Below are 13,863 nucleotides of genomic sequence, written 5' to 3'. Positions count from 1 at the left end.
CGGTGGTTCAAGATGAGAAACCGTCGATCCCACGCAACCAACCGGTCGGCCTCGCCGGCCCAGCACCGGACACGGGCTTCCGACACGCCCTCCTCGGGCACCTGACCTGCCAACATAAAGCTACGAGGGGACTGGAGATCGAACGTCTTCGATCTTGCGCTAGCGTCCCCCGCATGATGAGTCGAACATGGGCCGCCGCGGCTGTCGCTCTCCTCAGCGTCGCAGGCGCAGCCCCCACTGCCGCTCACGCCTCAGCCCCCTCCGCCAACGAGTCCTGGCAACGCGTCGGAACCGGAATGACCGGAGGCGTCAGCGGACTCGCAGTGATCGAGAACGGTACGAGTACCGAGGACTCACTCGACCTCGTGATGGTGCGCGACAACAAGAACCCCGGCGAGAACCGGATCGCCACCGTGCAGTACCGACCCACCGGTGTTCCCGTCGTCAGGGAACTCCCCTGGCGGGGATTGGAGGAACCGAGGGATCTCGAAGCGATCGACGCCGTTCCCGGACAACCGGGTGACTTCGTCGCCCTCTCCAGCGACGGCACCGCCTACCACCTCACACTCGATCCCAACGCCGCCATGGTGTGGGGGAGTTCACCCGTTCCCGGCCGAGCGCCGGGAGACAACTACGAGAGCTTCGCCCTGACCCGTCAGCAAGGCCGCACCGTCGCGGTGTGGGCGACCCGAGGTTCGAGCGACGCCCACCCCGCACAGGTGCGCGCCGCCGCCTACGATCCCAACAGCGGAGTGTTCGGCCCGGCGACCGGACCGGTCGCCTTCAGCGTGCCGGACCCCTTGCCGGTGGACGGACAAGAGGTACGGCACGCCAGCGACATCAAGGTCCACCAGGACGGAACGGTGCTCCTGACCGCGGCATCGGACCCGAACATCAACTCCGGACCGTTCGCCTCCGCCGTCTACCGCGCGGGCAGGGTGACGGTCGACGCCGCCGGCCGCATCGGCGTGAGCCTGAGGCCGAAGGGACAACTCGTGCCCCTCGTGTCCTTCGACAAGGAGACCGACAACCGCAAAATCGAAGCGGTCGCGTGTGCCAGCAACTCCAGTGTGGGCATCGTGGGTACGGACGACGAGGAACAGGGCGGCTCACTGCTGCCACTCGACATCTGTCCCCAAGCGCGGTTCTGACCGGACGGAACACATCGCGCACGGTAGCGCCGCAGGAGCCGTAGAGCCACCCGTGGTCCGTTCGTCCCACGCGAACGCGTGGGACGAACGGACAAAACCCACCGACGACTTCCGATGCCCACGACTACGGCAGTGGTCGGGCCCAGGGCCCGTGCTGCTCGATGTGGTGTCGTGGAGAAGACCGTTCGCCTTGGGAGGGGGATCGTGGGGAGAACCCGGCGCGCCCCACCGCGACCCGGTGATCGGACAGCGCCCTCGGCCACTGCACATCACCCGAACGGGTGGGCGCATCAGGCGACCTGGGTTCGCAGCCGGTCCAACGGCCGTGGGGGACGTTGCGGAACCACCCGAGAAAGTAGAACAGAACAGCGGACTCCCGCCGCCTCAGAGTCGGCGTGCAGCCTCGCGACGCTGCCTCTTGCCCAGCGGCGCCAGGGACAGATCCTCCGCCTGGGCCCTGAGATTCTTGTAGCCGTAGCCGCGCTCGTCCAGCCAGGCCCGGGCAGCGACTTCCGCCCGCTCCGTGGCCGCCACGATGTCCTCCTCCCGCTCGCCCGTCGCCTGGAAACGGAATGTGAAGGCGGGGCGGACGGCGATGTCATAGCTGAGGTGCCCCTCGGGCGTGAACGCCGCACGCAGGACGCTGTGCTCGCCCGCACGATCGAGGAGCGCGGTGCGCTGCTCACCATCGAGCCCGGAAAAGACGCCGCGCACGGTCACGCGGAACACACGAGTGGTCATCCGGGCACGCTATCGCGGCGACGACACGGCGCTCCACTGCATTCCGCCGGGCAGAGCCACGAGGACGACCACCAGGGGTCCCGTCCCCGCCCGCCATGGTGGATCACAGCGCAGACCAGCCGGCTGACCTGGGGATGTTCGCTACGGATGTGATGCAGGCGATCCTCCCGACTCTCAGGCGCTACCTCCTTCCAGGGACTCGTTTCCAGGGACTCCTTCCAGGGGCACTAGGACAAGGCGATGGCGCGGCTGCGCAGCGGACTGGAGTAGACGACGCTGGTGGTCACGGACCCGAGACCGGCGATGCGCCCCGTGGTCGTTTCCAGATGGCGCATGGACCGGGCGAGGACCTTGAGCACGAAGCAGTCCTCACCCGTCACATGGTGGGCCTCCAGGATCTCAGGGGTGGTCGCGAGCAGGTCGTGGAACGGCTTGTAGTTGCCCGTCGGATAGCGGAGGCGGACGAAAGCCAGGATGCCGAGCCCCAGTCGCTCCGGCTCCACGACGGCCGAGTAGCCGCTGATCACGCCGCTCTCCTCCAAGCGGCGCACCCGTTCGGTGACGGCACTCGCCGACATGGCGACGGCCCGTGCCAACTCCGCGTAGCTCGCCCGCCCGTCCTTCTGGAGGGCCTCCAGGATGCGCATATCTGTTTCGTCAAGGGAATCATCGGCCATGCGCCACTTCTACCATGAATTCCGCGGCGGATAGGTGGCCAGGCCGGTGATCATCAGTTCCGTACGAGGGGTGAGGACCGTAGCGTCATACCCATGAACGACACCGCTCCCAGTCCCGTACTCCGCACAGCACCCGCGGCTCCCGCCGAAGCTGTTGCCTTCTTCGCTGCCCGACTCACGTTCCAGACGGATGTTGCCGATGTCCATGCGTCGATCCGGTCGACCCACCCGGGCTTCATTCTGGTCGACTCACGGGGAGTTGCGGGCTGGGAGCAGGGGCATGTCCCGGGCGCGGTCCATCTGCCCACCGCCGACATCCCTGCCCGTGCCGCAGACCTACTGGACCCCGCGCTGCCCGTGGTCACCTACTGCTGGGGGCCCGGCTGTGACGGCGCGACCCGTGCGGCGCTCGCACTCGCGCAACTCGGCTACCAGGTCAAGGAAATGATCGGTGGTATCGAGTACTGGATCCGGGAGGGCTTCCCTACCACGAGTGCCACCGGTACTGAGCGAAGGGCGGTCGACCCGTTGACCTCCCCGGTCAACTCCGCCTCCTGCGCATGTTGAGACACGACTCGGGGTCTGTCCGACCGGATGGGGGAGTGCCAACCTCATGTCCGTCGCCCCCGTCTCCCCTCAGCAAAACGCCCCGGCTCCGCCGTGTTGTGACCGGCCTGCGCACCATGTGGCGAGCGTGGTCAAACAAGGGATGAGCTCGTTCTGGACCGGCACGCGCATACGTCTCCGAGGCATCGAGCCCGAGGACTGGGCCTGATGGCAATCCGCAAAGGAGCGGGAAGGCACCCCGCCGGCGTTGCCGTAGGACCCGTGTTACAGGGCCCACCAACAATACATACGGTGCCCAGTCGATCCGGCACGGCCGGCCAGCGCCGACAGCAGGACCAGTACTTCCAGGGCGGCTTCGGCATCCATGCCGGACGTTTGGAGCTCGTCGGTCTCGGACCACGGCCCGGCGGCCTCGATGAGTGCCGCGGGCGTGGCCGTTGCCAGTGCCTCCTGCACGGTGTCGGACACGCTCACGATGAACGCGCTCTCGGCGTCCGGGGACGACAGCAGCTTCCCCGCCCGGGGACGCCGGGCTGCTTCGTCATAGGTGCATCCGGTCAAGATCGCTTCGAGTTGGGCCACCACGACGACCGGATCTACCCCCTTCAGCGACACCACGTCGAACACCGAGGTGTCCGGTCCGCCGAACTGGTCGAGAACACCAACGGCCGCATCATCGCTGGACGCCGAGAAGTAGTCACACATCACCATGGAGTGGATCCTCTCACCGACGACTGACATCCCACGATCGCGGAAACCGGTCCGGCATTCCGTGCACTCCTGCCCGGCCGCGCTCCTCGATGTGCGTGCCCGCCCGGTGGGCCCTGACACGCGAAGGGGCCGCACGGTGACCATGCCGGCCGCACCACGATGTTCTAGGGTTTCGCCATCAACGCTTCGACGGGGAGCGTGAGGGGAGGGAAGCGTCCGACATGGCCTTTCGCAAGCTTCTGAGTTCACTCGGCATTCATGCGCCGAGCGTCGAGACCGTACTCGGCGCCGTGTCCGCAAGGCCGGGTGACCGGCTCTCCGCCAAGGTCACCTTGCAGGGTGGCGGCGCGGATGTGGAGATCGAGCAGCTCAAGGTCGATGTGGTGACCCGGTTCGAGGACCGTGAACCCACTGAGGGCTGGAACCACCCGGGCATCCTGCTGTCGTGGCAGCCCAACGAGTCCTCCTTCCTCTTGCGGGCGGGTGAGACCAGGAGCTGGGACGTCTCATTCGAGCTGCCGTGGGAAATGCCGCTCACCCATGCCCGTGGTAGTGCGGTGAAGGGCGGCAAGGCGGCCCTGCGTACCGAGGTGTCCATCGACAACGCCCTCGACAAGGGTGACTTCGACCCCTTCCAGGTCCATGCCCTGCCCGCTCAGGACGCCATCCTCCAGGGCTTTGACGACCTGGGGTTCCGTCTGGACGAAGCAGAGGTGAAGGACGGCACTCCCAAGGGGGCCCACAACTCCACGGCACGGCACTGGCAGGAGTTCGAGTACTGGTTCCCCCGGCCGTCCCCGGTCACCCGCCAGTTGGAGTGCGTCTTCGTGGCCCGCCGGGATTCCCTCGATCTGATTCTCGGCTCCACGGGCCCCTTCCCGTTCTCCTACGAACAGTTGGGCAGCCAGCCGGACGTGACCGCTTGGCTGGAAGCACAACTGCGCAGCCAGTCCTTCCTCTGACCGGTCGGCCGCGCTCGTTCCGGGCCGGCCCTCACCACGGGCGGGAGGAGAGGGGAGTCCCGCATCTCGTCACACCGGGTTCGGACGGAGTTCCGATGGTGCGGTCCGTTCGGTCACGGCGGTAAGGAGCCGGTCGATGCGCAGTGCGGCGGCCGTGGGGTCCACACCGGTCACGGCCATCATTCCCCAGCGTTCCGGCACACAGGCAACAGCCCTCGCCAGACTGCCGGGCGAGGTCATCGCGGCGGCTGCCGCTTCTAGTTGGGCGAGTGTTCGATCAGCCGACGGCCTGAAGACCCTGGTGGCTGCGTACCGTTCGGTGATGCCCTGGCGGCGTGCGACGTCCTGGAAGGCGCGCAGGTACTCGGCCCCGTGTGAGGAGAGGTTGAAGTCGATCGCCCCCACGACCAGTCGATCACCGAAACGGCCGCCCAACCGGCCGACGGCGAAGTCGACACCTCCCGTGGCCAGTCCTTCATGGCTGCCGTCCAGGACACTCTGCGGCCCCAGGAAGGCCGCTCTGATGGCTTCCAACGCACCACGGATGGTCCGGTACGCCTCGTCCGGCAGGCCGAGGGATGTCCAGGCCCCCTCGTCGAGGTAGCTGTTGCCCATCCACGAGTATCCGTCCAGGACCTGGAGGGTGACACCGTCCGCGACGCGTCCATGGCGGAAGTGCCCCGAGGGGATGACCGGCAGCACCGTGTCCCCGAGCCGAACGGAGAGGAAGTCGACCCATGCCTCCAGCAGGTAGTCATCGCCGAGGGGATGGGCGGCGCGTGCTTCCGCGGTGAGGCGTTCTGCGTCGCTGAGGTCCAGGTTGCCGACGATCCGGGCTCCGTCCCCCGCCTCGCTCGGCTTGAGCGCCGCCCTGCTCAGGCCGTAGCGGGTGCGCAGCAGCGCAGCGGCGTCGAGCACGCCGGAGACAAAGGCGTTCACGCCGACGTTGGTGCGCAGCACGGTGTATCCCGGGAGGACGGGCAGTTCCAGTCCGAGTCGGACGTGTGCCTCGCCGAGGCGTTGCTCGGCCCTGAGCAGTGCGTCGGCCGGCAGCGCGTCCGCATCGAGGGTCCGAGCGGCCTCGACGGTGGGGTGGAGGTGGCGCTTGCGGTTCCACCGGGTGGCGACGGCCGGACTGTTGGCGTCCGTGAGCAAGCGGGTGAGCCCGGTCCTGCGGCGCAACCACAAGAGGAAGACCTGCATCTCCACGTCGAGTGCGTAGAGCCGGATCAATGCGTCAGGCCGGTCGCGCAACCAGCTGATGATTCGGTCGAGTGGTGTGTCGACGCCCCGTTCGTGGGCGTCGGCCAGCAGGAGGAGTCCGTGGGAGAGGTAGTAGTGGTCCCGGTCGCCCACGTCGACGGCGGGAACGTTCCAGTGGCCGACCGCCTCCGCCCAGGGAGCGGTCCTGCCGACGGTCAGGTCCGTCGGTGCTCCGAGGAAGACGGATCGGGCCTCCACATAGGTCGCCACGTCGTGGGGGACGCGGCTGCTCCGGAGTGCTGCCAGGTCGCCGGCGAGCGCACGCAGCGTGGGAGTCGCGGAGTGGAGGAGCAGCGCGGGACGGTCTTCGCCGGCGTCCGCGTAGTACGGAGCCAACTCGCTCCGCGCCAACTCCGCGACGGCCGTGTGGTCCACTCCCAGGAGTCGCCTGGCCAACTCGGCCACCTGTTCCTCGTCGAGGACGCGATGGCCGGTGAAGAAGCCCTCCCAGCGGGTCTCGCTGCCGTCCCCTGACCTGTACGTGGACGGTGGGACGGGAGTGAGCACGGGGGGCTCCTTCGCTGGCGGGCGGATACCGCTAGGACGTGAGACCGGCTTTGAAGACGACCGTCACATACGGTAGGTCAAACTCCCGTTGCCCTGCGAGGTCCGGGTGCGTGGCGGCGAGTTGCCTGATCTGCTGCTTCAGTTCTTCCTGCCGCTCGGCGGTGGCGTTCAGATAGTAGGAACGTGAGGTGACGAGCCCGATGAGGGTCTCCACCGTCTGGGGCGAGGCGTGCTCGAAGTACCCGCGTTCGATGGCGCCGAACCGGGCGCCGAAACTAGGGTTCCGTAGCCATCCCGACAACCGGCCCGGATCGTCGGCGCGCAGTGCGGCGAGCGTGCCGTGCAGGAGGATCGCCGCGGACGTCTCCGGGTCCGTTCCGGTGTCCTCGTCGGCCAGGATCCGGGACAGCTCGGCCGACCAGGGGACCTCTTCGTCGCGGAGGTTCCACAGGGCCGCGAGGGTTCCGCCCGGGCGGAGCACCCGGGCCATCTCGGCGTGCGCCGAGTCGGGGTCGAACCAGTGGTAGGCATGGCTGACCAGGATCGTATCGACGCTTGCCGATGCCAGGGGAATCGCTTCCGCGTTGCCACCGAGCACGGTCGCCGATGGCGCCGTGTCACTGATCACCTTCCGCATCTCGTCGTCCGGTTCGACGGCCGTCACCCGGTGGCCGTCCGCGAGGAGGGCCCGGGTGAGGATGCCCGTCCCGGCGCCGAGATCGAGCACGGTCCGTGGTTTCTCGCCCAGGACCCATCGAAAGCTGGACGTCGGGTAGTGGGGGCGCGTCCTGTCGTACTGTTCGGCGCCCCGGCCGAAGGAGGTGCCGCGCTTGTGCCAGTCGTCCGTACCGGTCATGAGTGATGCCTCTTCCTCATCGCTGGCGATGGAACATGCGGAGTCGATCGGGGTGGTAGCGGATGTGGACGGGGTGCGGTTCACCGCGCAGTGCGGCGGCCACGGCCTCGGCGGCCACGGGGGCTTGGGCGAACCCCCCGGTGTTGTGACCGCCGCTCACCACCACCAGACCGCCGTGGGCATTCGGTGCGATCTCCAGGACCGGCACGCTGGATGCGGTCCACGGGCGTACGCAGTGCCTTCTGCTCTCCTTCAACACTCCGGTCGTGCGTGCCTCCTCGTACGCGTCGGGAAAGAAGGACGCGGCGGTGTCCTCGACCGCGGTGTGGAGGGCGTCGAGTTGGGTGGGGTCGATGTGCGCGGGGTCTGCTCCCGTCCATCCGTAGCCCGAACCCACCACGAGCAGCGGTTCGCCGTCGGGTCCGGTGGTGACGGTGACGTTGGAGTCCTCCGCGAGGTGGCCGGATCTGCTGATCTTCAGCGAGTTCGCCAGTTGGGGCGCGGTGTTCGGCAGGGTGAGCCAGACCCCGATGACTCCGTGGATGAGTCCGTGGCTGGCGGTGCCGCGGAGCAGTTCGCCGCCGTGGGCGCCGGGGGAGAGCACGTAGTGGTCGGAGCGGATGACCTCTCCCGCACACCGCAGGCCGTTCGGGATTCCGTGTGTGTCGGTGTGCAGGCCCTCGACGGGCATCTCCCAGTGGAACAAGACGCCCGCCTCCTCCAGGAGGTCGGCCAGCCGGGTGAGGAAGCCGTGTATCTGGACGGTGAAGCCGGCCACTTCGATGCCACCTGCCAGAGCTCCCGCGGTGTGAGCGCCGGCCAGAGCCGGATGTCGCTTGGCCACCTCCGCGGGGGAGAGCACGGTGCGCACCGCTCCGAGCGCCTGCTGCCGCGCGATCTGGGCTGACAGCCGGACGGGGTCGCTGTAGAGCCGAAGGATGCCGTCCCGTAAGCCAACGTCCTGGGAGAGCACCGGTTCCGTGCCGAGGAGTTCCGTCCACGACCTCTGGGCGAACTGATTGAAGAGCAGTACGTCGTCGGTGTAGGCGCGAGCGAGCCAGGGGGGTATCCGGGCGTTGTCGTGAACCCAGTCGAGTTCTTCCGTGCGCAGCGCGGACGGCTCCGCCAGGCACCAGCCGTTCTCGACCAGCGGTATCAGGAAGGGGACCGGCCCTGTCCGGGCATTGCCGTGGTAACCGTCGGTCTCGGTGAGGGTGAACATACGCCCGTCCCCGCCCCCACGGCTGGTTCCGTACACGGTCCAGTGGGCCTCTGCCCTCGGGTCCGGTGCGCGGTCGTACACGGTGACCTCGTGCCCCGCGCGCACCAGCCGTAGGGCGGTGATCAGGTTCACCACTCCCGCGCCGACCAGCGCCACCGAGCCGCGACGGGGCCGAACCGCTGCCAGCCGGGCGGCGAGTGTCGGGCCCGTCACCGCCGTGAGCCACAGGCGCTCCGCGAGTGCCAGGGCCCGTGCGTACAGCTCGTGTTCCGTGTCGTCGTGGTCCTTCAGACGGTGAACGGTCAGCCGTGGACGTCCTGCTCGCCGCGGTGACGGCCCGCCCTCCTCCGGCGCGCCCCCGCCACCGGCGCCGATGAGGACGACCACGAGCGGTGCGTCGGCTTCGGTCGCCCGGCACCAGGCCTTCGCTTCGGCCGCATCGAGGGTGGTGCGGGTCAGCAGGACGTCCGGGCGATGGCAGCCGAGTGCGGCGGCTCGCTCTCCGCTCGGTGCGGTGGACAGTCCGGGGCGGTGGATCAGTCCCGGACCGCGGACGAGGGGCAGTACGTCGGCGGGCAGCGCGTGGTCCAGAAGTGTCAACAACAGCCGCTCCCGATGGTGTGGGGGCGAGACAGGGGCGTCCTGGCGGCCCCGTCCCGTACCGCCGTGCGCGTGCGGGCTGATTTGCCGGAGGAGTTCGGCAACTTGGTCTGCTGTCGGTGTCTGTCCGGACCCGAGCGTGAGGAAACGGCGACATTCGGCCCAAGGTGTTGGGTTCGGGTCGGGGATCGATCGGGTTGGCGGGTGTCGTCCCCGTCAGTTGGGTTGCGCTTGCGGTTCGGCGGCACGGTGGTTGCGGGTGTTCTTCGACGCCGTCTCTGCACTCCGCCGTCCGTGATTTAGACGACCTCATACGGATGATGTAGGCGTGTGCACGATCGACGGTGTTCCGCCCACCGTCTGCTCACCCGGACATGCAGTCGAGGGTCTCCCTTCCGGCTCTCCTGGGGCGTTTGGCTCCTCGGCCACCATGCAAGACCAACCGGGCGGAGGTAAGGGAGCGTTCCGGCCGTACCGACACTGGCCGGATCGAGCGCCCGACGGCGTTCGTCGCCGAGACTCCCGGCCCGGTGAGCGCGTACGCGTGACGGGGTTCGCGGTCGGACCCCGGACCGGGCCCTGCGGAGGGTGTGTCTCCCCGCTCCGATGGTGTTGAGCAGCAAGCCGGGGCCCTGCGTGGTGGAGGAGGGCGGCGTGGGGGTCAAGGGGTACGCGGGGACGCACGGATGAGTTGGGCGAGATGCACCGCGGCGTCCTGGAGGGGAGTGTCGTCGGCGGTCACGCGGCTCAGCAGTTCGGCCCCTTCCAGGGTGCTGACGACCGTACCGGCGAGGGAGCGGGCCGCGGACGGCGCGATGCCACTGGCTTCGAGTTTGGCGGCCACGAGGTCCTGCCAGTGGGTGAGGGCCTGGATGGCTGCTTCTTGGAGGCCGGGGACGCGACCGACGGTCTCCAGCGCGGTGACGGCCACGGGGCAGCCGTCGGCCCAGTCCGACTGCTTCAGGCTGTCGGCGATGATCAGGGCACACGAGGCCGTCGCTTCGGCGGGGTCCGCGGAGGAGGCGAGCCCCTCCGTGAGCAGGTCGGCGAACTCCTGCGCGCCGTGACGCATCGCCTCGATCGCCAGTTGCTGCTTGCCGCCGGGGAAGAAGTGGTAGACGGAGCTCGGTGAGGCCGCCGCGGCAGCGGCAATGCTCTTGACCGATGTGCTCTCGTACCCCTGCTGCTGGAGCAGCCCTGCCGTGGCACTGATGATCCTGCGGCGGGTGTCCGCTTCGGAGCGGTCGGCAGGTCGTGGTCTCGATTCCCGGGCGTTCATGACACTCACCCTACCTGGTTGGAACGTTCGATCCAATGTGCCTATAGTCTGGACTGAACGTTCCAACCAGAGAGCGGATGAGAGATCGATGACCAGCACACCAACGGCTTCCCCATGGGTGGGTCACCCCGGATACGGGCGCATGTTCGCGCCCGGAGAGCTCACAGTGGGCCTGTTCCTGCCCGTGCGGCCGTACGCGGGGGACATGGCGGCGATGCGTGGCCACACCGCGGTCGTCCAACAGGCGGACCGGGCGGGATTCGCGGCGGCCTGGGTGCGCGACGTACCCCTTGCCGATCCCGCCTTCGGTGACGTAGGGCAGGTGTACGACCCGTGGACGGCACTGACCTGGCTCGCAGCGCACACCTCTCGGATAGCCCTCGCGACCGGCAGCGTCGTCTTTCCGCTACGACACCCCATCGATCTGGCCAAGCAGGCCGCGTCGCTCGACCACCTCAGCGGCGGGCGGCTCGTACTCGGAGCCGCCTCGGGTGACCGCCCGACCGAGTTCCCGGCGTACGGCATCGATCACGCCACGCGCGGAGCACGGTATCGCGAGACGGTCGACGCCTTTCGTGACCTGCTCGGGCCCGATGGCCCCAAGGAGCGGGCCCATGACGCGGACCTCCTGCCCAAGCCCGTGCACGGACGGATCCCCCTGCTGGTCACCGGCTCCTCCCAGCAGTCCCCCGAGTGGATAGCGGAGAACGCCGACGGATGGCTCGTCTATCCGATGGCGACCGCCACCGCCGAAGGCCCCCGCGCTCTGGGGCGCAAGATCGCCACCTGGCGGAAACTGCTGCCCGAAGGCGCCTTCAGCCCGGTGGCGACCAACGAGTGGATCGATCTGGTGGAGGACCCCCGACACCCGCCGACCCCGCTGCGCGGCGGCTTCGTCCTGCGTACCGGTACGGAGGGACTCCTCGAACTCCTCGGTCGCTGGAGGGACGCCGGCGTCAACCACGGCGCGCTCGGCGTCCAGCACGGCAGTCGGCCGGCCGCCGAGGTGGTGGCACAGCTCGGCGAAGAGGTCGTGCCCCACTTCCCCGCCCTGTCGGGCCCCGAGCCGCTGGCGCCCTCGTGGTGACCCCTTCGCCCGCGCGGAACCAGGCCGGTCGCCCGGCCGACGAGCGCTTCCAGGACGCCATGCGCCTCTGGGCGACGGGCGTCGCCGTCGTCACCACCGAAGGTCCCGACGGTCCGCACGGCAGTACCGTGAACTCCTTGCTCTCCGTATCGCTGGACCCGCCCACCCTGTTGATCTCCCTGAAGCAGGGAAGTCGCACCCGGCGCATCCTCGTCGAGCACACCAGCGCCTTCACCGTCAACGTCCTCGGCGGTGAACAGCGCTGGCTCGCCGACCGCTTCAGCGGGCGCCGTGACATGGGGGAAGGCCAGTTCGTCGGCCCTCGCCACAGCGCCTCACCACACGGGGGAGGCCCGGAGCTGGAAGGCAGCCTCGCCGTGCTGACGTGCCGTACGACCGAACGCATCGACATCGCCGATCACACACTGATCATCGCTTCGGTCACCGGCATCCGCCTGCCGGCCACCATCGGTCCGAACAGCCCGCTGATCTACACGGGCCGCCGCTATCACACCGTCCCCGGCTCCCCGGAGCCGTCCCGACGGCCGTAGGGCGCGATACCGCTGGGCCTCAGTCCGTGTCCGAGGTGGGCTCGGTGGCGGTCTGCTTGAGTGCCATCCGAGCCTGGACCAGGTCGGGTCCGCGTAGTGCGTCCCAGTGGGGGTGCGTCGACACGGTGATCGAGAGTTCGAGGAGAAGGCTGCGGAGCCTTTCCTCCTCCCGTCTCTGATGTTCCGTGTAGCCGGGGCTGGCCGGCATACCCGACACCCGGTCGCTGTGGAGTTGCTTGTCGCCTTCCCAGCCCGGTGCGGGCTCGACCGACCACGGCAGTTGTCGGCACAGGGCCGCATAGGCGACTCGGGTTTGGTGGAGTCGCAGCTGCGCGTCACGAAGGTCGGCGGGGAAGTCGTATTCGGCCATGGCTGAAATGATACGCCTGTTCGATTTTCGGCTTCGGAGGGAAACCCCGGAGGTGCCGTCGATGCAGAACGCGCGCTTGAAGCACGCCAACGGCGGGTGGACGGGCTCGCTGAGCGAACCGGCGCCGTTGGAGGTCGAGCCCGCGCCCCCATCCGTGCGGGCATGCGGCCAACCGGCTGACGACCGTCCCGCTGCATCATCAGGGGCAGCACCGCTCCGGCCCGGGGCTCCACGTGCAGGCGAGCAGCCGGACGAGCCAGGCGCTCCGCGGGGAGACGCACGTCACATCCAGCCCTGTCACATCCTGCCGGGCTGTTCCGTCAGAGAGGTGTAACCACCCACCACGGCAATGGAGTGCACGATGGACGCTCGCATGAATCTTCTCGGAAACCCGGTCGCGGCCAAGGTCCTGAGGCACGTGATCTCGGCGGGAAAGGTCGTATCGGACTCGACACTGCCGGCCGCCACCCAGGAGTTGGTGAAGATCCGCGCCAGCCAGATCAACGGCTGTGGCTTCTGCACCGACATGCATACCAAGGAGGCCGCGCACGCCGGGGAGACCTCGACGCGTCTGCATCTGATCGCGGCCTGGCGGGAGGCGAAGGTGTTCACCGATGCCGAACGCGCTGCTCTGGAGTTGACCGAGCAGGGCACCCGCATCGCCGATGCGGCCGGAGGCGTCACGGACCAGGCTTGGGCGGATGCGGCCAAGCACTATGACGAGGACCAACTCGCAGCCCTGCTGTCGCTCATCGCCCTGATCAACGCATTCAACCGGGTCAACGTCATCATTCAGCAGCCCGCCGGCGACTACCAGCCCGGTCAGTTCGGATAGCGAGAGCGGCAGCCGATTCCCTCGGTGCCCTCTTCCCTGGCACCACACGCCTCGGGCGCTCCGCAGCGGAGCGCCCGAGGCGTACGTGTGGCGTGACGTACTGCTGCAACCCGGGAGGGGCGTGCCCTGTGTGGGGTGCCACCGGATCCGTGCGTGGTGCCACCGGACATCGAAGTCGGCGGGGGGCGATGGTGTCGATCGGAGCCGGACGGGGCAGGGCTGAGGGGGACGCCGTAAGGGGGACGATGAAACTCGCGTCGGGTGCGCTGTTCGTCTTCTGCTTCCTTGACGTGTTCGTCGTGCTCTCGATGATGGACGTGGTCCAGGATGCCTGGCCGGCTGCCTTCGTCGGGAGTCTCATCGCCTTCGCCCTGGGTCTGTGCGCGCCGACGGTGCATTCCTTCGTCGTACGGAAGGACCAACAGTGAAATCCTCTTCCCCGCAGTGAGGTGCACCACCCCTCACAACGACGCATCGATGGCCG

Annotated in this window: 15 protein-coding genes; 7 read left to right on the top strand and 8 right to left on the bottom strand. The window is 68.4% G+C overall.

What is annotated here, in order from left to right:
- Nucleotides 1-173 precede the first annotated feature (173 nt).
- Nucleotides 174-1,151, top strand: a complete 978-nt coding sequence (locus ABZ348_RS23485; RefSeq protein ID WP_358936063.1) for a hypothetical protein — start codon at nt 174-176, stop codon at nt 1,149-1,151.
- A 384-nt stretch (nt 1,152-1,535) separates the two neighbouring features.
- Here the strand turns inward: ABZ348_RS23485 and ABZ348_RS23480 are convergent, their stop codons facing one another.
- On the bottom strand, nt 1,536-1,892 hold the full coding sequence (locus ABZ348_RS23480; protein WP_358936061.1) for a DUF6204 family protein: 357 nt from the start codon (nt 1,890-1,892) through the stop codon (nt 1,536-1,538).
- Between the two features lie 227 nt (nt 1,893-2,119).
- Complete coding sequence (locus ABZ348_RS23475; RefSeq protein ID WP_358936059.1) at nt 2,120-2,569, bottom strand: Lrp/AsnC family transcriptional regulator; 450 nt, start codon at nt 2,567-2,569, stop codon at nt 2,120-2,122.
- A gap of 93 nt (nt 2,570-2,662) precedes the next feature.
- Here ABZ348_RS23475 and ABZ348_RS23470 point away from each other — a divergent pair, with 93 nt between their 5' ends.
- Nucleotides 2,663-3,136, top strand: a complete 474-nt coding sequence (locus ABZ348_RS23470) for a rhodanese-like domain-containing protein (protein ID WP_358936057.1) — start codon at nt 2,663-2,665, stop codon at nt 3,134-3,136.
- Between the two features lie 264 nt (nt 3,137-3,400).
- Here ABZ348_RS23470 and ABZ348_RS23465 read toward each other — a convergent pair whose 3' ends face one another.
- Complete coding sequence (locus ABZ348_RS23465; RefSeq protein ID WP_358936056.1) at nt 3,401-3,847, bottom strand: hypothetical protein; 447 nt, start codon at nt 3,845-3,847, stop codon at nt 3,401-3,403.
- Nucleotides 3,848-4,068: 221 nt separating this feature from the next.
- Between ABZ348_RS23465 and ABZ348_RS23460 the strand changes: the two genes are divergently transcribed.
- Nucleotides 4,069-4,809, top strand: coding sequence for a sporulation protein (locus ABZ348_RS23460; protein ID WP_358936054.1), 741 nt, complete (start codon nt 4,069-4,071; stop codon nt 4,807-4,809).
- Nucleotides 4,810-4,878: 69 nt separating this feature from the next.
- Here ABZ348_RS23460 and ABZ348_RS23455 read toward each other — a convergent pair whose 3' ends face one another.
- From ABZ348_RS23455 to ABZ348_RS23440, 4 genes are all read right to left on the bottom strand, one after another.
- On the bottom strand, nt 4,879-6,579 hold the full coding sequence (locus ABZ348_RS23455; RefSeq protein ID WP_358936052.1) for a hypothetical protein: 1,701 nt from the start codon (nt 6,577-6,579) through the stop codon (nt 4,879-4,881).
- 31 nt (nt 6,580-6,610) lie between these two features.
- The gene (locus ABZ348_RS23450) at nt 6,611-7,435 is read right to left on the bottom strand and encodes a class I SAM-dependent methyltransferase (protein WP_358936050.1); all 825 of its coding nucleotides are present in this window, start codon (nt 7,433-7,435) and stop codon (nt 6,611-6,613) included.
- Between the two features lie 16 nt (nt 7,436-7,451).
- Nucleotides 7,452-9,260 carry an FAD-dependent oxidoreductase gene (locus ABZ348_RS23445; RefSeq protein ID WP_358936048.1) on the bottom strand — a complete coding sequence of 603 codons (1,809 nt, stop codon included), beginning with the start codon at nt 9,258-9,260 and terminating at the stop codon, nt 7,452-7,454.
- Nucleotides 9,261-9,918: 658 nt separating this feature from the next.
- Nucleotides 9,919-10,536, bottom strand: coding sequence for a TetR/AcrR family transcriptional regulator (locus tag ABZ348_RS23440; RefSeq protein WP_358936046.1), 618 nt, complete (start codon nt 10,534-10,536; stop codon nt 9,919-9,921).
- Between the two features lie 88 nt (nt 10,537-10,624).
- Here ABZ348_RS23440 and ABZ348_RS23435 point away from each other — a divergent pair, with 88 nt between their 5' ends.
- Entirely contained in the window at nt 10,625-11,623 is a 999-nt protein-coding gene (locus ABZ348_RS23435) for an LLM class oxidoreductase (RefSeq protein ID WP_358936044.1), read from the top strand.
- Complete coding sequence (locus ABZ348_RS23430; protein ID WP_358936042.1) at nt 11,620-12,174, top strand: flavin reductase family protein; 555 nt, start codon at nt 11,620-11,622, stop codon at nt 12,172-12,174. Before ABZ348_RS23435 ends, ABZ348_RS23430 begins: the two co-directional genes overlap by 4 nt.
- Nucleotides 12,175-12,193: 19 nt before the next feature.
- Here the strand turns inward: ABZ348_RS23430 and ABZ348_RS23425 are convergent, their stop codons facing one another.
- Entirely contained in the window at nt 12,194-12,544 is a 351-nt protein-coding gene (locus ABZ348_RS23425) for a hypothetical protein (RefSeq protein ID WP_358936040.1), read from the bottom strand.
- Nucleotides 12,545-12,905: 361 nt separating this feature from the next.
- On the opposite strand from ABZ348_RS23425, the gene ABZ348_RS23420 reads away from it, so the two are divergent.
- Nucleotides 12,906-13,379, top strand: a complete 474-nt coding sequence (locus tag ABZ348_RS23420) for a carboxymuconolactone decarboxylase family protein (RefSeq protein WP_358936038.1) — start codon at nt 12,906-12,908, stop codon at nt 13,377-13,379.
- A 245-nt stretch (nt 13,380-13,624) separates the two neighbouring features.
- The gene (locus ABZ348_RS23415) at nt 13,625-13,807 is read left to right on the top strand and encodes a hypothetical protein (protein ID WP_358936036.1); all 183 of its coding nucleotides are present in this window, start codon (nt 13,625-13,627) and stop codon (nt 13,805-13,807) included.
- The last annotated feature ends 56 nt before the right edge of the window (nt 13,808-13,863 follow it).

The sequence above is a fragment of the Streptomyces sp. NPDC005963 genome, assembly GCF_040638655.1.
Taxonomy (GTDB): domain Bacteria; phylum Actinomycetota; class Actinomycetes; order Streptomycetales; family Streptomycetaceae; genus Streptomyces.
Note: the sequence above shows the minus strand (reverse complement) of the source record. Positions and strands in the feature narration are given on the sequence as shown.